The organism is Oryzibacillus soli, from assembly GCF_051594765.1.
In the GTDB taxonomy this organism is placed as follows: domain Bacteria; phylum Bacillota; class Bacilli; order Paenibacillales; family NBRC-103111; genus Paenibacillus_AR.
Genome location: NZ_JBPPGJ010000006.1, coordinates 267,272 through 290,908 on the forward strand (window position 1 = coordinate 267,272; position 23,637 = coordinate 290,908).

14 protein-coding genes are annotated in these 23,637 nt (G+C 61.1%); 10 read left to right on the forward strand and 4 right to left on the reverse strand.

The window, feature by feature from the left end; translation table 11 throughout:
• The first annotated feature begins 2 nt into the window (after positions 1-2).
• From ACSEXW_RS10540 to ACSEXW_RS10555, 4 genes are all read left to right on the forward strand, one after another.
• A complete protein-coding gene (locus ACSEXW_RS10540) occupies positions 3-6,932 on the forward strand; it encodes a polysaccharide lyase family 8 super-sandwich domain-containing protein (RefSeq protein WP_438446090.1) in 6,930 nt (2,309 codons plus the stop codon).
• A 159-nt stretch (positions 6,933-7,091) separates the two neighbouring features.
• Positions 7,092-8,600, forward strand: coding sequence for an arabinosylfuranosidase ArfA (gene arfA, locus ACSEXW_RS10545; protein ID WP_438446091.1), 1,509 nt, complete (start codon positions 7,092-7,094; stop codon positions 8,598-8,600).
• Positions 8,601-8,735: 135 nt separating this feature from the next.
• The gene (locus tag ACSEXW_RS10550; RefSeq protein WP_438446092.1) at positions 8,736-9,491 is read left to right on the forward strand and encodes a class I SAM-dependent methyltransferase; all 756 of its coding nucleotides are present in this window, start codon (positions 8,736-8,738) and stop codon (positions 9,489-9,491) included.
• A 258-nt stretch (positions 9,492-9,749) separates the two neighbouring features.
• Complete coding sequence (locus ACSEXW_RS10555; protein WP_438446093.1) at positions 9,750-10,280, forward strand: GNAT family N-acetyltransferase; 531 nt, start codon at positions 9,750-9,752, stop codon at positions 10,278-10,280.
• Between the two features lie 3 nt (positions 10,281-10,283).
• On the opposite strand, the gene ACSEXW_RS10560 is transcribed toward ACSEXW_RS10555, so the two are convergent.
• Positions 10,284-11,204 carry an AraC family transcriptional regulator gene (locus ACSEXW_RS10560; protein WP_438446094.1) on the reverse strand — a complete coding sequence of 307 codons (921 nt, stop codon included), beginning with the start codon at positions 11,202-11,204 and terminating at the stop codon, positions 10,284-10,286.
• Positions 11,205-11,362: 158 nt separating this feature from the next.
• Between ACSEXW_RS10560 and yicI the strand changes: the two genes are divergently transcribed.
• Both yicI and ACSEXW_RS10570 read left to right on the forward strand, forming a co-directional pair.
• Entirely contained in the window at positions 11,363-13,687 is a 2,325-nt protein-coding gene (gene yicI / locus ACSEXW_RS10565; protein ID WP_438446095.1) for an alpha-xylosidase, read from the forward strand.
• A 30-nt stretch (positions 13,688-13,717) separates the two neighbouring features.
• Complete coding sequence (locus tag ACSEXW_RS10570; RefSeq protein WP_438446096.1) at positions 13,718-16,132, forward strand: glycoside hydrolase family 95 protein; 2,415 nt, start codon at positions 13,718-13,720, stop codon at positions 16,130-16,132.
• A 117-nt stretch (positions 16,133-16,249) separates the two neighbouring features.
• Here the strand turns inward: ACSEXW_RS10570 and ACSEXW_RS10575 are convergent, their stop codons facing one another.
• The gene (locus ACSEXW_RS10575) at positions 16,250-16,963 is read right to left on the reverse strand and encodes a hypothetical protein (protein ID WP_438446097.1); all 714 of its coding nucleotides are present in this window, start codon (positions 16,961-16,963) and stop codon (positions 16,250-16,252) included.
• A gap of 260 nt (positions 16,964-17,223) precedes the next feature.
• Here ACSEXW_RS10575 and ACSEXW_RS10580 point away from each other — a divergent pair, with 260 nt between their 5' ends.
• Positions 17,224-17,562, forward strand: a complete 339-nt coding sequence (locus tag ACSEXW_RS10580; protein WP_438446098.1) for a hypothetical protein — start codon at positions 17,224-17,226, stop codon at positions 17,560-17,562.
• Positions 17,563-17,632: 70 nt separating this feature from the next.
• Here the strand turns inward: ACSEXW_RS10580 and ACSEXW_RS10585 are convergent, their stop codons facing one another.
• Both ACSEXW_RS10585 and ACSEXW_RS10590 read right to left on the reverse strand, forming a co-directional pair.
• Positions 17,633-18,118, reverse strand: a complete 486-nt coding sequence (locus tag ACSEXW_RS10585) for a flavodoxin domain-containing protein (RefSeq protein ID WP_438446099.1) — start codon at positions 18,116-18,118, stop codon at positions 17,633-17,635.
• 38 nt (positions 18,119-18,156) lie between these two features.
• Entirely contained in the window at positions 18,157-18,783 is a 627-nt protein-coding gene (locus ACSEXW_RS10590; RefSeq protein ID WP_438446100.1) for a TetR/AcrR family transcriptional regulator, read from the reverse strand.
• Positions 18,784-19,079: 296 nt separating this feature from the next.
• Between ACSEXW_RS10590 and ACSEXW_RS10595 the strand changes: the two genes are divergently transcribed.
• The 3 genes from ACSEXW_RS10595 (at position 19,080) to ACSEXW_RS10605 (ending at position 23,636) form a co-directional block, all read left to right on the forward strand.
• Positions 19,080-20,891 (forward strand): sensor histidine kinase, encoded by a 1,812-nt coding sequence (locus ACSEXW_RS10595; RefSeq protein WP_438446101.1) that lies wholly within the window; start codon positions 19,080-19,082, stop codon positions 20,889-20,891.
• On the forward strand, positions 20,884-22,470 hold the full coding sequence (locus ACSEXW_RS10600; RefSeq protein WP_438446102.1) for a response regulator transcription factor: 1,587 nt from the start codon (positions 20,884-20,886) through the stop codon (positions 22,468-22,470). Before ACSEXW_RS10595 ends, ACSEXW_RS10600 begins: the two co-directional genes overlap by 8 nt.
• Positions 22,471-22,667: 197 nt before the next feature.
• Positions 22,668-23,636 carry an ABC transporter permease gene (locus ACSEXW_RS10605; RefSeq protein WP_438446103.1) on the forward strand — a complete coding sequence of 323 codons (969 nt, stop codon included), beginning with the start codon at positions 22,668-22,670 and terminating at the stop codon, positions 23,634-23,636.
• The last annotated feature ends 1 nt before the right edge of the window (position 23,637 follow it).

Here is a 23,637-nt window from a genome sequence, read left to right on the forward strand (position 1 = left end):
GAATGGGGAAGGTCGCAGGAAGACATCTGTCCGTCGCACTTATCGTATTGCTGGTAAGCAACCTGTTCGCCGGAATGGGCATCCCCTCCGCCCGGGCCGCTGCGCCGGAGCAGTATACCGTCCTACCGGTTCAAGACAATTACGTGAGAAAGACGAATCCGTCCAGCCCAACACCGGATTACAGCAATCAGATCAACGGCGGGGAGACGGCGAAGCCCGGCTATCTGAACGTCAAGGAGACCAGCACAACGTCGCCTCGGGAGGCCTATCTCCAGTTCGACCTGGCCAACTATCCGGAACATATCACCTCGGCGGTCCTCTACCTCTACGGGCGGAACGATGAGAACAATACGGCTACGGTCACCACTCGGGTCTATGGGGTGGATATCCCGAATGCCGATAACTGGACCGAAAGCACCCTTACCTGGAATACGAAGCCCGGACCGGGGAATACGCCCATCGGCTCCCTGACATTCCCCGGCAAGTCGACGCCAGGCTGGCAGAGCCTGGACGTGACGTCCTTCATCCGGAGCCAGCTATCCGGCGATAAGCGGGCCACCTTCGCGCTGGCCGGTGGAAGCGCGCTGCTCCGGGTCGAAGCCCGGACGACGGCCATCGAGGATGTTCCCGGCCATAAGGCGAAGCCCTATCTGGTCATCAACGGCACGCCTGCCTTGAAGACCGTGTCGCTAACGGCGGATAGGATGTCCCTGGGCATCGGCGAGACCGCCCATCTCTCCGTCACAGGAATGCTGGATACGAATACGGCGGCGAACCTGGCGGGGGCCGCCTTCACCTACACCAGCGACAGTCCCTCGATGGTTGTGGATGACCCTTCGACGGGGGTTGTCCGGGCTGTTTCCGGCGGGACGGCGGTCATTACTGCCTCCGTGACGCTGGAGGGCGTCACGCGTACGTCCTCCGTCCTTCTCTCCGCCGACGGTACGCCTCCGGCGGAGGTGACCTATCCGGCCGCCGGACTGGTCAACGGCGAGTACACGCTGACCTGGACGGATCCGGCGGATGCGGATTACTCCAGCGTCCGGATCTATAACGGTGCGGAGCTGATCGGAACCGTATCCCGTGGGGTCCAACGCATTCAGGTCACAGGACTAACCGCGGGCAGCACCTACACCTTCACGTGGAAGACGGTGGACGCGGCAGGCAATGTCTCCCCGGGGGCCGCTTATACGGCGGTCTACACGGAGCCCAATGTTCTGAAGGAGATCCTACTGTCAGCCGATAAGGAAGTGCTGAAGCCCGGTGAATCTATCGCCTTCACGGTGCAGGGCACCATGAAGGACGGCACGCCTGCAGACCTGTCCCATGCCACGGTCAGCTACAGCAGCAGCGGCGGCGGCTTGGTGTTCGGCGGCGCCGGCATCGGCGTGGCCCAGGCCGTATATGCAGGGCCGTTCCAGGTCCGGGTGTCCGCTACAATGGACGGGGTCACCCGCGATTCCGCACCGGTGCCGGTCCGGGTCTATCCGGCGGCGCAGGATGAGTACGACGCGCTTCGGATCAAGTATGTCCAGAAGCTGACCGGCTATAATCCCGACGACCCTTATGATCCGGACGATCCGGACATCCGGCTCATCATCTCGACCCAGGATGCCGATGCGAAGAGCTATTGGGATACCATGAACAAGAATACGTATTCCTGGCCGGATCTGATCTCGACGACCAAGTCGGGGGAATTGGCGACAGCATCCAGCCGGCTGCGGACCATGTCCAAGCAGTGGGCGACCTACGGCTCGGCCTATTATCAGAATGAGGCCATGCTCCATGACATTCTCGAGGGCTGGAACCAGTTCTATACGGCACGCTACAACGAAACCAAGAGCATGTACGACAACTGGTTCGACTGGCTCGTCAACGTGCCGAACAACATCAACGATTCGATGATTTTCCTGTACGAGACCATATCGCACAGCCCCTACCCGGATCTGGTCGGCAAGCTGAACCGGGCTATCGACAAGAATAACCCGACGGTTACGCGGACAGGGGCTAACCGGGTCTATATCAGCAAGGTGCTGATGCTGCGGGGCATCACCGGCAAGGACGGCGCAAAGATCCGGATGGGCTCCGACGGCCTGAACGAGGTCTTCCCCAATGTGAAGGCGGGAGACGGATTCTACGATGACGGCTCCTTCATCCAGCACGATTATTTCCCTTACGCAGGCGGGTACGGCAAAGCGCTGCTGTCGGACATCTCCGAGACGCTGTGGCTTGTCAGCGGCAGTACCTGGGATAACACGGATCCCCGGAAGAGCAACATCTTCGATTGGTACTTCCAGGCTTTCGAGCCCAATCTGTACAAGGGGCAGATCATCAATGCCATCGACGGCCGGGAGATCTCGAGGGACTATTCCTTCGGCGGCTTTGCCATTGTCAATGCGCTGCTCCTTCAAGTGGAGATGGCGGGCAATCCGTATACGGACCGGCTTAAGAGCGCCATCAAGTACCATATCGAAGAGGCCAGCACCAACGCATATCTCAGCACGGCCACCATCTGGAACATGCAGAAGGCCAAGCAAATCCTGGGCGACTCGTCCGTGGAGCCGTACAGCCCGCCCCAGGGCAACTTCAGCTTCTACAACCAGGACAATGTGGTGCATCGGGGGGCGGATTGGCTCTACAGCATCTCCATGCACTCTGACCGGATGGCCAACTATGAAACGGTGAACAACGAGAACCTGAAGGGCTGGTATGAAGCCGACGGGATGACCCAGCTGTATCTGGATCCCCTCGATTACCTGTCCCTCTTCTGGATCACGGCGGATCCCAGCCGGCTGCCCGGCATTACGGTGGACCGCGATGTGAACCGTCCTGCCTCCAGCACCGCCAACCGTCCCTATGTGGACGTGAGCAAGTTCCAGGGGGACGGAGAGCTGATGTCCACCAGCTGGACCGGCGGAGTATCGCTGGACCGCCAGTACGGCACGGCCGGTATGGACTTCAAGCAGCATCATTATTCGGATATGGATGTATCCGCCAAGAAGTCCTGGTTCCTGTTCGATGATGAGATCGTCGCCTTGGGCGCAGGCATCAACAGCAGCTCCGGCCGGCCGATTGAGACCATCGTGGAGAACCGGACCTTGAATTCCGCAGGCGACAACGCCTTGACCGTGGACGGGGCTTTGAACGCCGCGCCGATGGGGCAGGAGACCGGGTTGAACGGCGCCGGCTGGGCTCATCTGGACGGTACGGGCGGGTATGTGTTCCCCGGGGGAGCCGATCTGCGGATGCTCCGGGAGGAACGGTCCGGCAAGTCCAAGGATATCAACGAGCGCTTCATCATCTCGGGCAACGACGAATTCAACAGCACTACCCGGTCGTCCTATTGGGGCTGGATCCGGGAGGATAAGACGCATTACGCCTTCACGGGCAGCCGGCTCAGCATCTCTACCCAGCCGGGTACCTTGAAGGGACCGGCCAATTCCACGGCCAACCTGTTCCAGACCGCAACGCCCAAGGAAGACTTCTATGTCACGACGGCGGTAGATTTCACCCCATCTGCAGCGGGCCACGAAGCGGGGATTCTTATCCGCAGGGATGACGACAACTACGTTTACCTGGCGAAGGGCATGACGTCGCAGGGGATCGGGATCCTCGCAGTCAGTGAAGCGGGCGGCGTGGAGGAGACGCGGGAATTCCCTCTTGCCGTTACAGGGGACGTGTTTCTGAAGATCGACAAGAGCGGGGACCGCTACACGGTTTACGCTTCCGGCAGCGAATCCGATTGGGGAGCGCCTCTCGGCACCTTCATCAATCCCATGGCAGGGGCGGACCGCCTGAACACCGGGTTGAAAATGGGGCTGTTCGCCCAAGGCGGAACCGGTCCGGCATCGGAAGCGGCAGCGGGCTTCGATTTCTTCCACCTCTGGCATACCCGAAATTACATGACTCTATGGTTCGACCATGGGGTCCAACCTCAGGATGCGGCATACAGCTACATCCAGCTGCCGAAGAAAACGTCCGGGGAGGTGGCCGCCTACAGCGCCCATCCGGACGTCACCATTGTAGCCAACACCAAGGAGGTTCAAGCCGCTAAGGACACCCGATTGGGAATCACGGGCATGAACTTCTGGCAGCGGGGCATCTTGGGCATGGTGAAGGCCAACCACGCCTCCTCGCTTATGATGAAGGAATCGGGAAACAGCCTGCAGCTGGCGGTTTCCGATCCGACCCACAAGCAGGGAAGCATCAGCTTCGAGATCAAGAAGAAAGGCACGGGGGTACTCCGTGCAGACAGCACGGTCCACGTGATCCGGCTGTTCCCGACGATTCAATTCGTAGTGGATACGTCCGTGGAGCTGGGGAAGACCCACAATGTGGTCTTCACGTATGATGCGGCCGCCGCCGAGCCCGAGTTTGCGGCTCCGTCGCTGGCGTCGGCTTCCTTCGATACGGAATTCGCTGTCGTGAAGGCGGGAGAATCGTTGTCTCCGGTACTGACCGCCCGGATGGACGATGCGGGAGCCGCCGATTTGACCGGGGCGGAGATCGTCTACTACAGCAGCAATGACTTGACGGCGGCGGTTGATTCCTCCGGAACCGTCACCGGCGCAGGAGCGGGGACCGCCCGCATCACGGCTGCCGTTACGCTGGGCGGCGTCACCCGGGCGGCGGTCCTCCAGGTCCTGGTGCCTTCCGCCCAGCCGGCAGTCGTCACGCTGAGCCCGGTGAAGGACACCTTCGTCCGGTCCGGTGTCTATGACAAAGACGTCTACGGCGCCGATACGAAGCTGAATGTGAAGAACGCCGGAGGAGACGATTACCGGGAGGCGTATTTCACCTTTGATCTGAGCGGCATCACGGGCGACATCGAGTCGGTGAAGCTCTATGCCACAGGTAAGCTGGATGATTCCAGCGGCACCTTCGTGGATACGGTGCTGAAGCCGGTGCTGGGAAGCTGGGAGGAAGGCTCCGCCCGCTACAGCACCAAGCCGGCGCTGGGGAGAGCGGTAACCGGCCCCGTCCGGTTTACGAATGTGGAAGCTGAGAAGGCCTTCGACGTGACGGCTTACGCCAGAGAACAGCTGCAGAACGGCACGGCGCTGGACCTGGCGCTGGTCCAGGAGGTGCTGGTGGGAAGGAAGCTGTACGTCTATTCCAAGGAAAATGCAGTCAAGAAGCCGTATCTTGTCGTCATCACCCATCCTTCCGGCAGCGTATCCGCGAATGCGTCGGTTACACCGGCGACGGCGGTCTTCGACCGATATGCGGAGGGGCCGGACCATAAGGACATTACTGTAAATGCGGTCTTCAACGGAAACGGGTGGCTGGCCATACGCAACGGCACCACGGCTTTGGTTGAAGGGACCGACTTCACGGTATCGGGCAACCGGTTTACGCTGAAGAAGGAGTATTTAGCCGCACAGCCCGCCGGGGCACTCCGGCTCACCTTCGACTTCAGCGGCGGCTTGGATCCGGTAGTCGTGGTCACGGTTGCGGATTCGACCCCGGACGGAGGCGGCGGGAATGACGGAGGCAGCGGCGGCAACGGTGGGGGCAACGGCGGCGGGGGCACGGGCGGAGAACCGGAGGGACCGGCCAGCGGCCAGCCGGGGAATCTGCCTGGAGGCCAGCCGGGCACTGAGCCGGGAGGCCAGCCCGCTGGAACATCCAACGGTCAGCCCCATGGCAATCCGCCGGGCTCCTCACCAACCCTCGTGCTTGTGAAGGTAGCCGGTGGAGTGAAGGTGACCGGCACAGCTGCAGTCGAGACGCAAGCGGACGGCTCCAAGAGCTCCAAGATGGAGGTTCCCGACGCAGCGCTTCAGCAAGCCTTGGATATGATTAGCGGGAAATCTCACCCGACCATCACGATCCATGCCGAGGCATCGGAAGGCCCATTGACGGCGGTGCTGCCTGCCGGCCCCGTGCTTCGTGCGGCCAAGAGCGCTCCGGATGCCTTCCTCTACATTGAAGCTGGTGCGGTCGGCTACCGGCTGCCGGTCCAAGCGGTTCAGCTGGAGAGCCTGGCCCAATCGCTGGGAGCCGCCCTCGAGGACATGCAGCTTGCCATTACCCTGGGCCCCGTAAGCGGCTTGCAGAAGAAGACCATGGAGGAGAAGGCGGCCCAATCGGGCATCAGGCTGGCCGGAAGTCCGGTGGACTTCAGCGTTCATGTGGAGGCTAACGGCAAAAGCCTGTCCATCCGGGATTTCGGCACCACCTTCGTAGCACGCACCGTATCGGTCCCTGCGGAGCTGGACCCGGATCGGGCGACGGCACTCCTCTATGATCCGCTGACGGAACGCTGGTCCTTCGTGCCGGCAGCGTTCACCGTCGGACACGGACAGACGACAGCCACCATCATCCGCAACGGAAACAGCATCTACACCATCGCGGAGCGGCCCAAAACCTTCTCCGATTTGTCCGGACACTGGGCGAAGCAGGAGGTGGAGCGGATGGCCTCCAAGATGCTCGTGAACGGAGTAAGCGGAACGGACTTCGCCCCGGAGCGGGCCATCACGCGGGCTGAATTCACGGCGCTTCTGGTCCGGGGGCTTGGTCTTGCGGAACAAGCGTCTGCCGCCCGGTTCTCAGATGTGTCCGAGGGAGACTGGTTCGCCGGTCCGGTAGGCGCCGCCGTCAAGGCAGGATTGGTCCAAGGACTCAACGATGGGGCCTTCCATCCGGATGAGCTGTTGACCCGCCAAGAGATGGCCGTTATGGTGATCCGGGCCGTCCAAGCGACGGGTATTGGCCTGAAGCCCGCTGCGCAGGCAGACCAGAACCCGGCAAGGTTCCGGGATCAAGGTGCCATCGCAGGCTGGGCCCAGTCCGCCGTCGCGGAAGCCGTCGAAGCCGGTATCCTTCACGGCGTGACGGAGACGACCTTCGAGCCGCAAGCTCAAGCGACCCGGGCCCAAGCTGCAGTCATGCTGCTGCGGATGCTGCAGAAGCTCGGTTGGATGAATTAAATCTTGCGATTACGGATACGGGCTTCGGAAGAGAGGGACGGCCATGTGCCGTCTCTTTTTTTTGCTTGAAACAACAGGAAGGGGCTGGTAATATAGGTAATGTAAACATAACATAATTAATGATTTTATTAACAACACAATCTGGGAGGCGGTTGGAGAATGCTGAAGGCGAAGATGGTGTTGGACCGGGATTTTAAGCTGGCTCCGGTAGACAAGCGGATCTACGGTTCCTTTATCGAGCATCTGGGACGGGCGGTGTACGGGGGAATCTACGAGCCAGGACATCCTGCGGCGGACGGGAAAGGCTTCCGGCAGGACGTGCTCGGCTTGGTGAAGGAGCTGGATGTTCCCATCATCCGGTATCCCGGCGGCAACTTCGTGTCGGGCTATAACTGGGAGGATGGCGTGGGTCCCCTGAATGAACGTCCTAGCCGGCTGGAGCTGGCCTGGAGAACCATCGAGCCCAACCAGGTCGGCACCAACGAGTTCGTGGAGTGGGCGAAGCAGGCGGGCAGCGACGTGATGATGGCGGTCAATCTGGGCACAAGAGGCATAGATGCGGCGCGGGATCTGATCGAGTACTGCAACATCGAGGGCGGCAGCAAGTACAGCGATCTCCGCCGTTCCCACGGCTATGCGAAGCCTCATAACATCAAGACCTGGTGCCTCGGCAACGAGATGGACGGCCCCTGGCAGATCGGCCATAAGACGGCGGAGGAGTACGGACGTCTGGCTGTGGAGACGGCCAAGGTCATGCGCTGGGTCGATCCCTCCATTGAGCTGGTGGCGTGCGGCAGCTCCCACTCCAACATGCCCACCTTCCCCCAATGGGAGGCGACGGTGCTGGAGCATACCTACGATGCCGTCGATTATATCTCGCTTCACCAGTACTACGGCAATCAGGAGAACGATACGGCCAATTTCATCGCCAAGGCGGTGGATATGGACCGGTTCATCCAGACCGTCGTTTCCACCTGCGACTACGTCAAGGCCAAGAAGCGCAGCAAAAAAACGATCCACCTGAGCTTCGACGAGTGGAACGTCTGGTACCATTCCCATACGGCGGACAGCAAACGGGAGCCTTGGAGCATCGCCCCGCCGCAGCTTGAGGATATCTACACCTTCGAGGATGCCCTGTTGGTGGGCTCCATGCTCATTACCTTCCTGAAGCATGCCGATCGGGTCAAGATGGCTTGTCTGGCCCAGTTGGTCAACGTCATCGCCCCGATCATGACGGAGACCGGGGGCCGCTCCTGGCGGCAGACCATCTTCTATCCGTACCTCCATGCCTCCCGGTACGGACGGGGCACCGCACTGAGTCCGGTCCTCTCCTCGCCGCTGCACGACACCAAGGACTTCTCCGACGTGCCGTATCTGGACGCGACGGGAGTCTACAATGAAGAAGCGGAGGAGCTGACGATCTTCGCGGTCAACCGGCATCTGTCGGAGCCGCTGCTTCTGGATTGCGACGTGCGCAGCTTCGAGGGCTTCCGGATCCTCGAGCATCTGGTGCTGGAGCACGACGACCTGAAGGCCGTCAACCGCGCGGGGGAGGAGCGGGTTGCCCCGCATGCAGGCGGCAAATCCACGCTTCAAGCGGGACTTCTGGAGGCGCAGCTGCCGAAGGCGTCCTGGAACGTGATCCGTCTCGGGAAACAAAAAGGATAGTCTGTAAGGGCGGTTGGCGCGGGAATGTCCTGCACCGGCCGCCTGTTTTACTTTCGCAGGAGTCCCCGGTATGATGAATTTGAATGCCCGATCGGATCGGGGTCGGGACCACAGTTGATGAGGGGAGAGGATGGCATGGACAGCAAGGAGCGGTTTTCGAGCCGGGTGGAGACGTATGTGAAGTACCGGCCTGCATATCCGGAGGAGGCCTTGGATTTCTTATATCGGACGGTCGGTCTCCGGCCGGGGGCCGAGGTGGCGGATGTGGGAGCGGGCACGGGGATTTTCTCCCGGCTGTTATTGGAACGGGGAAGCCGGGTGTGGGCCGTGGAGCCCAATAAGGACATGCGGGAGGCTGCGGTCGCGGCACTGGGAGGAGCTCCGGAATTCCATGCCATACCCGGGTCGGCGGAAGCGACGGGTCTTGGGGATCGCTCCGTGGATCATGTGGTCTGCGCCCAGTCCTTCCACTGGTTCGACCGTACCGCCGCACTCGCGGAGTTCCGTAGGATCCTGCGACCGGGCGGGAGGGTAGCGCTGATCTGGAACTCCCGGCAGACGGCAGGCACTTCGTTCCGGGAAGGCTATGAACGGCTGCTTCAGACGTACTGCACCGGTTATGAGCAGGTCGGTCACAAGAGCATTACCCAGGAGACGCTCCGGTCCTTCTTCCGGAACGGGGGACCGGGGCTATCGGACTATCCCTTCTGCCAGCTGCTGGACTTTGAGAGCCTGAAGGGAAGACTGCTGTCCTCCTCTTACTGTCCGCTTCCCGGACAGCCGAACTATGAGCCCCTGATGGAAGAGCTCCGGGAGCTGTTCGATGCGAATCAGGAAGACGGCAGGATCAGCTTCGATTACCGGACCGAAATCTATTGGGGCGAGGTTTGACACGGGCAAAAGCCCAAAAAAAGAACACCTGGCCGAAGCCGGGAGCCCTAGGTCTGTCTATTCAACGAATCCACAAGTAAGTCAAGACCAGCGCCCAAAAAGGAATGCACATCAGCGTGCCCAGCAGCCAACCCCGGAAAAGAAAGATACGTTTTGTTTCCATTTTGTCATCCCTCCTATCGCCATGATACAACATTTATCGAAAAGAATCGACAAATGATTTAGGGATTTTATATGAACATTTCGGAGGTGCTGAGGATGAGGACGATCCGGTTGGATACGGAACCCGGCGGGCTTCGGATTGCCCGGGCTTCAGAGGAGGAGCTGCCAGCCGTGCTGGAGCTGTGGCTGGAGGCGGCGGATTGGATATGGTCCAAGGGGATTCTTCAGTGGAGACCCGGATCTTTTACGATGGAGACGGTGAGGGAGCATCATGCGAGGACGGAATTGTATACGGCCTGGGGGGACGGCGGGAACGGAGAGCTGGCAGGCACCTTCTCCCTGCAGTGGTCCGATCCCTTCATCTGGCAGGAGCGCAACGACGCGGAGCAGGCCGGCTACATACACCGGCTGGCGGTCGCCCGGGGCTGGAAGGGGCGGCGGATCGGAGAGCGGCTGCTCGCCTGCGCGGAGGACTTCATCCGCGAAGCGGGCCGAAGCAGGGCGCGGCTGGATTGTATGGCGGATAACGCCCGCTTGAACCGCTTCTACCGGGAAGCCGGATACGTCTATCAGGCCCGAATGGACCGGCAGCATTGGAGCGCCAGCCTGTTCGAGAAGATACTGTGAAGTCTACGGCATGGCGGCGCGGTCCGTCATGCCGTTTCCCTGTGTCTGCATGCTCCGGAATTCGGCTGGAGTCGCCCGCATGATCCGCTGGAACACCTTGATGAAATAGCTGATGTGGTCGAAGCCCACCTCCATGGCGATGTCGGACACTTTCCGGTCCGTATGCCGGAGAAGCTCCACGGCCATCTTGATCCGGTACGCGTTCAAGTACTCTACGGGCGTCTGCCGGGTCATTGCTTTGAAGAACCGGCAGAACTGGCTCTCGCTCATGGGGATGAGCCCGGCCAGCTCCCGGATCCGGATGGGGCGGCCGTAATGCTCCTGCATGTAGAGGAGCGTCTTCTTCAGTCGCTCCGTACGGGCTCCGCCCGGGGAGGCTTGGCTCCGGTTCGCGGCCCGGCCTTCTTCGGCAATTCGGGACAGCATGAGGAACAGATGCCCCTTGATGGCGGTCTGAAAGCCGGGCCGGCCCTCGTGGTAGGTCTGAAGGATGGCTTCGACCGAACGGAGCAGCGCCGTCTCCCAATCCGTGCCGGGACGGATGCGGCGGGGGAAAGTCAGGGTTCGTTCCCGGAGCGGAGCCACGGACATTTCCTGTACGGCATCATAATGCAGGCCGTCCAAGAGGCGCATTTCGAAGACGATGGCGTAATAAGTGCAGGGGGAGGCGTCTGGAGAGAATGCCGCATGGATATCTCCCCCGTCAATGAAGGCGGCCTCCCCGGTCCGGAGCGGGAAGGTTTCCGTATCCGCCTGGAACAGCACCTGCCCCTCTGCCACGTAGAAGAATTCGGCCTCGTCATGCCAGTGGCAATCCAAGACCGATTCTCCCCGTCCGATGTCCATCCGGTAGACCATCAGGGGGAAGCGGTCGTCCCCATGGGCCCGGTTCTCCCGGAGCAGCAGCCGGGTATTCGCATCCATCGCGCCACCTCCGTCAAAATTATGCTATATACTGCTGGAATCGTGATACTTCCGTCCATCAAGTCAGCATTATAATGCTATTATAGTGCGGCTCGGTCCAATGGCACAACCTGCTTACGCATCGGCAGCCGAATTCCAAGCGGAAGGACGGAAGATCCATGAAATTTACTGACGGCAATTGGCTGATTCGGGAAGGCTTTACAGTGCAGGGGGCTCAGATGGTTCATGATTTCGAGGTGCGGGAGGGAGTTCTGACGGCCTATGCCTCTCCCCGTCCTATCGTAAACCGCTCCAATATGCTGGACACCATGCTCCTGACCGTTCGGTTCCACAGCCCCATGCCGGGCGTCATCGGTGTGAAGCTGGTTCACCATGAAGGGGTTCGGGAGCGCGGTCCGGCCTTCGAGCTGACGCCTGCAGCAGATGATCCGGTCAGCATCCTGGAGACCGAGGAAGCGGTGGTTCTGACCAGCGGCAGTCTCTCCGTGCGTATTCGCAAAGGGCCCGACTGGGCCGTGGACTTCCTTCGCGACGGCGAGCGTATTACCGGAAGCGGTACCAAATCCATGGCTTACGTGAAGGAAGGCAAGGAACGGGCCTACATGCGCGAGGAGCTGGACTTGGGTGTGGGGGAATATATCTATGGCTTGGGCGAGCGCTTCACCCCTTTCGTGAAGAACGGGCAAACCGTCGATATCTGGAACGAGGATGGCGGAACCAGCTCGGAGCAGACGTATAAGAATATTCCGTTCTACGTAAGCAGCAAGGGCTATGGGGTCTTCGTCAACCAGCCGGAGCGGGTCTCCTACGAGATCGCATCGGAGAAGGTGAAGAAGGTACAGTTCAGTATTCCCGGCGAATCCCTGGAATACTTCATCATCGACGGCCCGACCCTGAAGGACGTGCTGCGCAGATATACGGATCTGACCGGCAAGCCGGCCCTTCCGCCGGCCTGGACCTTCGGCCTGTGGCTGTCCACCTCCTTCACGACGGACTACGACGAAGCGACCGTCAGTTCTTTTGTAGACGGCATGGCGGAGCGGGATCTGCCCCTGCGCGTCTTCCACTTCGACTGCTTCTGGATGCGGGAATTCCATTGGACGGACTTCAAGTGGGACGAGCGCGTCTTTCCCGATCCGCGAGGGATGCTGACCCGTCTGAAGGAGAAGGGCTTGAAGATCTGCGTCTGGATCAATCCTTATATCGCCCAGCGCTCCCGGCTCTTCCGGGAGGGCATGGAGCACGGTTATCTGGTCCGCAAAGCCAACGGCGACGTCTGGCAGTGGGACCTGTGGCAGCCGGGCATGGCCTTGGTGGACTTTACCAACCCTGCCGCCTGCGATTGGTATGCCGGGTACCTGCGGGAGCTGGTGGACATGGGGGTGGACAGCTTCAAAACCGACTTCGGCGAGCGGATTCCGACGAACGTGGTCTACCATGACGGCTCGGATCCGGTGAAGATGCACAACTATTACACCTACCTGTACAACAAGGTCGTCTTCGGCGTCCTGGAGGAGAAGCTCGGCAAGGGCCAGGCTACGGTGTTCGCCCGTTCGGCCACCGTCGGCGGCCAGAAGTTCCCGGTTCATTGGGGCGGTGATTGCTATGCCGACTACCCGTCCATGGCGGAGAGCCTTCGCGGCGGACTGTCCTTGGGACTGACCGGCTTCGGCTTCTGGAGCCATGATATCGGCGGCTTCGAGAATACGGCGCCGGCCCATGTCTTCAAGCGTTGGCTGGCCTTCGGGCTGCTGTCCAGCCACAGCCGGCTTCACGGCAGCCGTTCTTACCGGGTGCCGTGGGCGTACGACGAGGAGGCGGTGGAGGTAACCCGATTCTTCACCAAGCTGAAGGCCCGTCTCATGCCTTATCTGTGGGAAACCGCCCACCAGGCCCATGAGGAGGGACTGCCGTCCATGCGGGCCATGGTGCTGGAGTTTCCGGAGGATCCCACCTGCGAATTCCTCGACCGCCAATACATGCTGGGCGAGAGCCTGCTGGTGGCTCCGGTCTTTCAGGAGAACGGCCAAGTCTCTTATTATTTGCCCGAGGGCAGCTGGACCTGCCTCCTGACCGGGGAGAACGTCCGTGGCGGGAGCTGGAGGAAGATGACCTGCGGCTACCTGGAGCTTCCGCTCTTCGTCCGTCCCAATGCCTTCCTAGCGATGGGCCAAGAGGAGAACCGGCCCGATTACGATTATGCCGACGGGGTGGAGCTGGGCCTGTACGCCTTGGAGGACGGCCGTTCCGCCCAGGTAACGGTCCGCAATACCGGCGGTGCGCCGGAGCTCACCGCAACCGCCGTCCGTGCAGGCAGCGCTGTGACCCTGCAGGCGGACACCGCCGGCAAGCCTTTCCGCTTGGCGCTGAAGGGGATGGGCACCGTCGTCTCGGTGGACGGCGAGGGGGCTGAGCTGGAGAATGGAGAGGTCCGCATCTCGGCGGGGACCACCCATGTGCGGCTGACCATCCGTTTGGGCTAATTCGTCTGCATGGAGGAAGGAGAGAACGTCATGGCATTCCCGCAACAACCGGATCCTGCGGCATCTTCCCTCAAGCCCTGGCGGCTGTGGTACCGGCAGCCGGCCTCCGTATGGGAGGAGGCGCTGCCTCTCGGCAACGGCCGCTTGGGAGCTATGGTATTCGGAGGCATCGAGAGGGAACGGATCCAGCTGAATGAGGATACGCTGTGGTCCGGCTTCCCCCGCGATACGGCCAATTACGAAGCGCTTCGCCATCTGAAGCGGGTCCGGGAGATGATTGCCGGCGGCCGTTATGCGGAGGCGGAGCGGATCGTGGAAGCGCATATGGTCGGGGAAGCGGTGGCCGCTTACCAGCCTCTGTGCGACCTGATCCTCACGCAGGAAGGGCTCCCGCAGACAGTGGACTATGTCCGGGAGCTGGACCTGGAGGAGGCTTGCGCCCGCACCCGGTTCCGCACATCAGAGGGTGCCGCCTATGTCCGTGAAATGTTCATCAGTGCGCCCGATCAGGTCCTGGTGATTCGGGTTGAAGCGGAGGGGGAGGAGCCGCTCCATCTGTCGGCGGGGCTGGAGTGCCCCCATCCCGCTGCGTTCCTAGAGCCTGCTGAGGCGGACTCCGGCAGGCCCCTCCAGCTGATCCTGCAGGGACGGGCACCGTCCCATGTCGCAGACAATTGGAAGGGAGACCACCCCGATCCGGTTCTGTACGAGGCAGATCGGGGCCTCTCGTTCCAGGTCCGTCTGGCCGTTAAGACGGACGATGGCGGGACGGTTGCGCTGCGCGACGGAGCCTTGCAGGTGAAGGGATGCCGGTGGGCCACCTTCCTCCTGTCCGGCGCAACAGATTACTGCGGCTTCGACCGGGAGCCCGGGACGGGGCCGGTTTCTCTCTGCGATCGGGCCGCCGGGCCGCTGCTCCCTGCTCTGGACCGGGAATATGCGGAGCTTATGTCCCGGCACCTGGAGGAGCACGGAGCTCCATTCCGCCGGGCGGTGCTGGAGCTGGCCCGTACGCCCCAATCGGAGCTGCCTACGGATCAGCGTTTGGCAGCCTACCGCGAGGGGGCGCCGGATCCAGAGTTGGCCGCGCTGTACTTCCAATACGGCCGCTATCTGCTGCTGGCCAGCTCCCGCCCGGGCACCCAGCCCGCCAATCTGCAGGGAATCTGGAATCCGCACGTCCAGCCGCCCTGGAACAGCGATTACACGACGAATATCAACACCCAGATGAACTATTGGCCGGCGGAGGTGGCGAACCTGGCGGAATGCCATCTGCCGCTTCTGGACCTGATCCGGGATCTGGCCCGGAGCGGCGCCAGAACGGCTCGGATCCACTATGGCTGCCGCGGCTGGACCGCCCATCATAATGTGGATCTGTGGCGGCAGGCCGGTCCCTCGGACGGCCGAGCCATGTGGGCGTTCTGGCCCATGGGCGGACCGTGGCTGGCTCTGCATCTCTACGAGCATTACGAATTCCAGCCGGACCGGGCTTTTCTGGAGGAGGTGTATCCGATGCTCCGGGATTCGGCCCGGTTCTGCCTCGATTGGCTTGTGGAGACACCGGAGGGGGAGCGGACCACCTCCCCCTCCACATCGCCGGAGAATACCTTCCTCACGCCGGACGGGGAGGTGGCCAGCGTGACCATGGGCTCGGCCATGGACCTGTCCATCATCCGGGAGCTGTTCGACCGGGTGGCGGACGCTGCCCGGCTCTTGGATGCCGATCCGGAGCTTCTCGAGGAGCTCCATGCGGCAAGCGTCCAGCTGGCGCCTCTTAAGATCGGACCGGACGGGCGGCTCCAGGAGTGGCAGACCGGCTTCCGGGAGTCGGAGCCTGGGCACCGCCACGTGTCCCATCTGTTCAGCCTCTATCCGGGAAGCCGGATCGATCCGGATACGACGCCGGAGCTGGCCGAAGCCTGCCGGCGCTCGCTGGAGCACCGTCTCGCCCATGGCGGAGGCCATACGGGCTGGAGCTGTGCCTGGCTCATCCATCTCTTCGCTCGATTACGGGACGGGGAAGCCGCCAACCGGTACATCCGGACGCTCTTGGCCCGCTCGTCCTATCCGAATCTATTCGATGCCCACCCGCCCTTCCAGATCGACGGGAACTTCGGCGGAACGTCCGGCATCGCGGAGTGCCTGCTCCAGAGCCATGCCGGAGGCCTGCGCCTGCTGCCCGCGCTGCCTTCCGAATGGCCCGGGGGCCGGGTCTCCGGCCTCCGGGCCCGGGGCGGCTATACGGTGGGCATCCGCTGGGCCGGCGGGCAGCCTGTGGAGGCCGTCATCGCAGCCGCGCGTAGCGGGACGTGCCGCGTATGGGCCTCCTCCGCGCCGGCGTCCATGCGGACGGCAGATGGGGAAGCCGCAGCGTATCAAGTCCTGGCGGACGGCTGGCTGGAATTCCAAGTGTCCGAAGGAGCCGAGTACACGATGTCGTTCTAACAGCGGGCGCTGGATGCGCCCGAACAGCCGCTCTCCTGACCCATGCTGTCGTTCAGCATGCCGGAGAGCGGCTTTTTGGGCTTGAATCAAGGCTCTTCCGCCGTCACCGGAATACGGTCACCGCATCACCGTCACCGAGACGCCGTTCGCCGCAGCGTGCAGGAGCGCCCGCTGGAGCAGCACGCGTCCGGCTGAGCCGGGTGCGGCACAGAACGCGGACGGGGGGAGCTGGACCTCGGACCGGCTCGTCCGCACGGCGTCGGCCAGATCCCCTGCGGCTCCGAAGAACCGGTCTGAGGCGGTGCCGGAGGCGGTTCCCGGGGTAAGCGGAGCTGCTTCGCCGGGGGGCCCCCGATCAGCCTCGCCTCGCCCAGCTTCGCCCTCCGCAGTCTCCTTTGGAGAACCGATCCCGCCGGCGGCAGCGTAACGCTCCATGTCCCGTTGGAAGCTCCACTCCGCATCGAGGGCGGATAGGCTCACCGGGGCGTGAGGTTTCACGACGTCCCCAGTATCCGTTCCCGGGCATGCATCCGGAGCGGCATCCATGGGACCGGCCGCCTCCAGCGGCGGACCTGCCGCAGTCAGAGCCGGCAGGAAGATGTCCCTGCCGGAGACGGCAGCTATTGCGCGAAGCTCCGGGGAGACGGCGGCGACGCGCCCTCCCGCTTGTTGTATGTCGGCCTCGTAGCCGGCCGGCAGGCTTTGGTCATACGCGATGAGGTAGAGCGTCTCCTGCTCCTGAGCGGAGACCCCCCACATCGGAAGCAGGACAGCGGCGCAGCCTGCGAGGGTGGCTGCCAGGAGGGAAGTGCGTAGGTTTCGTCGCTTCATGATCCGGGACCATCTCCTTCCGGGGGCTGGAAAAGGTCATTCCAGCTTATGGATTAAGGGGTTCTACATCGGGCTTCCAAGCTCCTTTGATGTAAAATGGGAACCTTTGGGGAAGGATGGGGGATAGGGACGAACCCTGTTGAGCCGGACTGGAAGAACGGAAGAGAACCGATCTGTCACCGGTACAAGGAGGAGATGGGCCAGCTGCGGAGAAGTAGAATAGAACCGGTTCGCCGGTCAGAAGAAAGGCGGTGCTCGAGATGCCAATGGCATTCATCTATGTAGGGAAGGACCTCCCGGTAAGCGAAGAGCAGACCGAGAAGCTGATGGGAGCCTGGAGCTCCTTGGCGAAGATCAGCCTGAAGGATATTACGGTAACGGTCATGGAGCATGTGCACCAGGCGGGCAAGGCCTATAAGGCCATGGTCCGGCTGTGCCTGCCCAGCCGATGGGAGGAAAGCGACGTGCGCCGGATCACCATGTCGCTTCATGAAGCGATGGTCAAAACTTTCCACCTTCCGGCGGAAGATATCGTCATTCTGACGTCCTTGCTCGAATCCGGAAAAATTCTGGATCGCGGCAAGATCATCGAGTGGTAAAACACAAAGGGGCTGTTCCGCTTGCCGGTGTATATACCGGCAAGGGACGGCCCCTTCTCGCATTCTAGAGTCAAGCACAGGTGATCTGCTGGGTGAAACGCCGGATCTTCTCCTCCGACAGGGTGGAGGTGTCCGTTTCGATCTTGGCCACCTTCCAAGCGATGAACCGGTCCAGCAGGCTCATCCGCTTGAAGATGAACTCCCCGCCGAAGGGTTCCTTAGCGGATGCGTGGGCTGCAAGCTCCGCCGGGAAGCTCTGCAGGAGCTCCCGCTCGGCAGTCTCGCCCTCCTGCATGCAGCAGATGAAGAGGCCGATCCTCTTCTGCAGCAATACAGGCAGGTGGGTGGCACAGAAGGAGCGGACCTCCTTCTGAATGCCTCCGGCATAGATGGAGCCCCCGATAATGACCCGGTCGTACCGGCTCAGGTCCGGCAGTCCCATCTTCTTCAGATTCACGCAATCCACTTCTCCGGACGGAGCAAGCTCGTGCTTCAGCAGTCCGGCGCATTTCTCCGTACATCCGTATTTCGTCGCATAGACGATCAAGGTTCTCATGGATTCAATCCTCCTCGAATGGAAGGGACCGGACCGGATCATCCGGGGGAAAGCGGTCCCAATAACCCTTGAAACAGCAGTTCAAAATGCCGCTCGATCAGGCGTTCCGTCTGTTCCTCCGTCACATTCTTCTCCAGGATCAGCTTCATCAAGAGCCCGAAGGTGGAGGTCCAGAGGATCTGGGCAGTCAGCTCCGGATCCGCTGCGGCGAACCGATTCAGGCGGATCCCCCGTTCGATGACCTGGCTGAGCGCCTGCATGGTGGGACTCGTCTCGGAGATGCCTCGTGCAAGCAGACTGGTCCGGCTCAGCACGGCTGGGTCCTCCTGCAGCATGAAGGCCTTGTATTCCTCCGGTGCCTCGAGAGCGGCCCGGATGTACCGGGTGAACATCTCCTTCAGCTCAAGCTCCGGCTCAGCGATATTCTTCGGAAGCGTGCGGATGGAATCCAGGATCTTGGCATAGCCCTCTCCGACCAGAGATTCCACGATCTCGTTCTTATCCTTGAAGTAATGGTAGATGATGGCGGGCGAATATTCGATGGCGCTGGTAATCTTTCGGATGGACAAGCCCTGCACCCCTTCACGGAGCACGATCTGCCGGGCGGCGTCCAGGATGGTCCGGCGGATCTCCTCCTGCTTGCGAAGCTGCCGCTGCTTGGTCATAGGGACACCTCCATCATATATTAAACGAAGTTTATGTTTTGAACACTGTTCAACATTAGTTTATCCCATCCCGATCCGTCCGTCAAGATGAGAGTCTCCGGCCAACTTCACTTTCAAGGCAGCCACTGATGTGGTCCCCATATGTTCGCCAAATTCTCTAATTTCCATATGATTTCATGTATAATAACTCCTGTATCCGGTCGCGTCCGTTCCAGGTTATGGTAAAGGCAGCTTCGTCGTTAAGGACGGTCCGGCCCGCTAACATTCGATTAAGAAAACGCTTACCAGGAGGCCCCATGCCAGGCAAAGCCAATCTCTTGCTCCGCCGGACCAACGACATCCGGTTGAAAAACAAGCTGATGATCTCCTTCATCCTGGTCGTCTTCATCCCGGTCATGATCGTCGGCGTCTTCCTGACGGTGCAATACCGCCAGACGGTGCTGAAGCAGGCCACCCAGCAAACCCTGAACAACGTGGACAAGATCAAGACCCGGACCTCCAACATCCTGCGCATGCCCATCGAGATCTCCAACAATCTGCTGGTCGACAAAAGGCTTACCCGTGTCGTCAACACGGACTATGAATCCACCTTCGAGCAGGTGAAGGCGTTCTGGGATTATACGGATTTCAAGGAGCATGTCCGCGCCTATCAGGAGATTCACAACATACGCTTCTATACGAACAATCCGACCATGATGAACAACTGGGATTTCCTTCATCCGGACGAGGCGGTGCAGTCATCATTCTGGTATAAGGAGGCGATGGAGCTTAAGAAGGACAACATCGGCTGGTACTTCATCCCGGACGAGACCAAGGGGAACCAGCGCTTTCTGAGCCTCGTGCGCAAGATCAATTTCCCGGAATACCGGACGAATGGACTCGTGGTCATTGACTTCGACCAGGATGAGCTGAACGATATCGTGAAGCAGGAGCCGTTCGATACGATGATTTTCGATGCCAGGGGCATCGTCGTGGCCGCAAAGGACACCAGTTGGGTGGGGAGGGATATCGGCAGCCTGGATTTTGCCCGGAATCTGCTCGACAAGCCGAAGGGCACGTACGAGATGGTGGTGGACGGCAAGCCCTCCAAGCTGGTCATCGAGGAGCTGCTGCCGGGGAATAGCCACAACGGTCTGAAGATCGTATCCGTGTTTGCCATCGCCAGCATCGCAGGAGAAGCGGAACGGATCAGCAAGCTGGGGTTTACCATCATCATCATCAGCCTGGTGATTGCGGTGGTGCTGATTTATTTTACCTCGTCGTTCCTGACCCGGAGGCTTCTGCTGCTGAACAAGGTGCTGTCCAAGGTGGCATTGGGGGACTTGAACGTGACCTCCACCGTGGACGGCGGGGATGAAGTGGGGCTTCTGGCCCGGCAGTTCAACCACATGGTGGCCAGCATCCGGGGGCTGATGCACGAGGTGGCCGAATCCCACCGTCAGCAGAGCCGGATGGCCCTGCGCCAGCGGGAAATCAAGCTGAAGATGATGGCCAGCCAGATCAACCCCCACTTCCTTTACAATGCGCTGGAGTCCATCCGGATGAAGGCCCATGTGAAGGGGGAGACGGAAATTGCCTACATCGTCAAGCTGCTGGGCAAGCTCATGCGGCGCAGCATCGAGATCGGGGCCAGGCGGATCGAGCTCCGGGAAGAGCTGGAGATCGTCCGCTATTACCTGGAGATCCAGAAGTTCCGTTACGGCGACGGGCGGCTGACGTTCGAGATCGAGGCGGACGAGGACAGCCTGCAGGTCTATATTCCACCGCTCATCATCCAGCCGCTGGTGGAGAACGCCGTCGTTCACGGTCTCGATAATGTGGAATTCGGCGGCTTTGTCCGCATCTCGGCCCGACTGATGGACGGCTGTCTGCAGGTGCTTGTGGCCGATAACGGAACGGGCATTGAGAAGGAACGTCTGGAGGAGATCGAGTCGTCCTTGAAGGATATGGAAGAGGAGGAGACCTACCGGATCGGGCTCCGGAACGTGCACCAGCGCTTGGTGCTGTCGTACGGGGAACAGGTGGGGCTTCGGATAGACAGCGGCGCCGGAACGGGGACACGGATCTCCTTCCGGGTGCCGGCGGGAGGAGCGGGTAGCGATGTATAAGGTATTGCTGGTGGATGACGAGCCGGCCATCCGTGCGGGGCTCCGCACCATCGTGAATTGGGCTGCGCACGGCTTTGCAGTGGCCGGCGACGCCGCCAACGGGCGTGATGCGGTGGCGAAGCACGCCCAGCTGGAGCCGGATCTGATCGTCATCGATATCCGGATGCCTGGTATGGACGGACTGACGGCCATCGGGGAGATCCGGAAGACGGATGTCCGGTGCCATATTCTCATTCTGAGCGGCTATGCGGACTTTACTTACGCCCGGCAGGCCATCGTCCAGGGGGTGGACGGCTATATCCTGAAGCCGTTGGACGAGGAAGAGCTGGAGAAGGAGCTGGTTCGGGTCCGGGCACTGCTGGACCGGGAACAGACCGTGAAGCACCAGGCGGTCCGGGAAACGGCCGTGCGGCGGGACGAATGGATCGGACGGCTCTTATCCTCGGAAGCCGCGGTTATGGCGGAGGCGGAGGCCGAGCTGCTGCCGCTGCTTGGACCTGCCGCACGGATGTACCAGGTCATCCTGCTGGAGCTGGGACGGGAGGAGGCCTCCGTGCCCGGACGGCATGCCGCCGTCCGGAAGCGCTGGGCGGAGCTCCTCGAGGAGACGGGCGCAGGCTGCCTGTTCACAGCGGAGCCTTATGTGGGCCTTCTGCTGAAGGAGGACGTCCGCCAGCCGGCCATACGCCGGGAGGTGAACGCGCGGCTTCGGGAAGGCGCAGGGGAGGTCCGCTATATCGCAGCGGCCGGGGAGCCGGTCCGGCAGCTGGCTGACCTTCGGCGCTCCTACGACGGGGCCCTGCGGCTCATGAAGCGCAGCTTTCTGATGGAAGGCTGCGACATTATGGTGGAGGAGCTTTGCGGAGCGGGGAACCGGGCGATATCCGGCAACGGGAAGCCAGCGGCAGACACGCCTCCGGATCTGGAGTCGCTGGCGCAGCAGCTGTATTATGCGGTGGACATCGGCAGCCGGGAAGGCGTTGCGGACACGCTGCGACGGGCCGGGGACCAGATCACCGCCTTTGACTGCTCCGAGGCGTCCGTGAAGAAGAGCTTCGCCCATCTTCTGACCCTGGCGCTGAACAAGCTGTCGGCGGCGCATGGGCCGGAGGCGGTTCAGGATGCGATGCCGCTCATCCCGGAGCTGTACCGGCAGCCCTTTTACGGTGCCCTGCTGGAGCTGGTGCAGGGGCGTATGGCCGAGCTCCTGTTCCGGCTCGGAAACCGGAGCAGCGGCACCGTCATGAAGCAGCTTCTGGACTTCATCCAGCGCCATCATGGCGAGAACCTGAAGCTGGAGACGCTGGCGGACCTGTTCAAATACAACAGCAGCTATCTGGGCAAGCTGTTCAAGCAGCATACGGGGGAGAGCTTCAACACGTATCTGGACAAGGTAAGGATCCGTCGCGCCATCGAGCTGCTGGGGGAAGGCTTGAAGGTGCACCAGGTGTCCGACCGGGTGGGCTACGCCAATGTGGATTACTTCCACAGCAAGTTCAAGAAGTATGTGGGCACCTCCCCCTCCTCCTTCAAGGGCAGCCGCGCCAAAGCACCGCAGGCGCCGGTCCGGGAGGATTGATCACGCAGTTATGCTTTACTTACCGCAGAGGGAGAACCCTCTGCGTTTTTTTGTTACCATTCAAGACGCACCGGATTGAAAGCGCTTATTTTCATATGATATTCGATGGAATTTGTTCGGTTATCCGTCTGCGGCGGATGCGCTAAGATAAGGACACGAGCGAGAGAAGTGAAGTGAAACGAAGGAGGGCAAACGAGATGAAACCGCTCACAATCCGGCATGATCCTGTACCAGCCGAAGCAGCCCTGAGGAAGCGGGGGACGTTTGTCCGGAACATGCTGCGGCAGAAGTACCTCTATCTGATGTCGGTGCCGTTCGTCATCTGGCTGATCGTCTTCAGCTACGTTCCCCTGTGGGGATGGCTTATGGCCTTCCAGACGTATAAGCCCGGCCGGGGCATTCTGGACCAGCGGTGGGTGGGGCTGAACAATTTCCGGGAGCTGTTCACGGACGACCGGTTCTACCTCGTTCTCCGGAATACCCTCGGCATGAGCGTCATGGGACTGGTGGCGGGGTTTACGATTCCGATTCTGTTCGCTCTGCTGCTGAATGAGATCCGGGGCTCCTTCTTCAAACGCTCCATCCAGACGATCTCCTACCTGCCCCACTTCGTCTCCTGGGTGGTCGTGGCCGGTCTGGTCACGAAGATGCTGTCCATGGACGGAGGCGCCCTGAACCAGCTCCTGATGGCGCTGCATCTCATCGACGAGCCGGTCCAGTTTCTGGCTAAGGGAACCTGGTTCTGGGGCATCGTCACCGCCTCCGACGTCTGGAAGGAGACGGGTTGGAACTCCATCATTTATCTGGCGGCCATGGCGGGCATCGACCCGGAGATGTACGAGGCGGCCACCGTTGACGGCGCCGGACGGTTCAAGCGTATGTGGCACATTACGCTCCCGGGGATCCGGCCTACCTTCATGGTGCTCCTGATCCTCTCCATCGGCAACCTGATCAGCATCGGCTTCGAGAAGCAGTTTCTTCTGGGGAACAAGCTGGTCATCGACTACTCCGAGGTTCTCGATCTTTACGCGCTGAATTACGGCATCAACCTGAGCCGGTATTCCTACGGGACTGCCATCGGCATCTTCAATTCCGTGGTCAGCATCATCCTGGTGCTTACGGCCAACGGCATCTACAAACGGGTCACCAAAGAGACCATCATCTAGC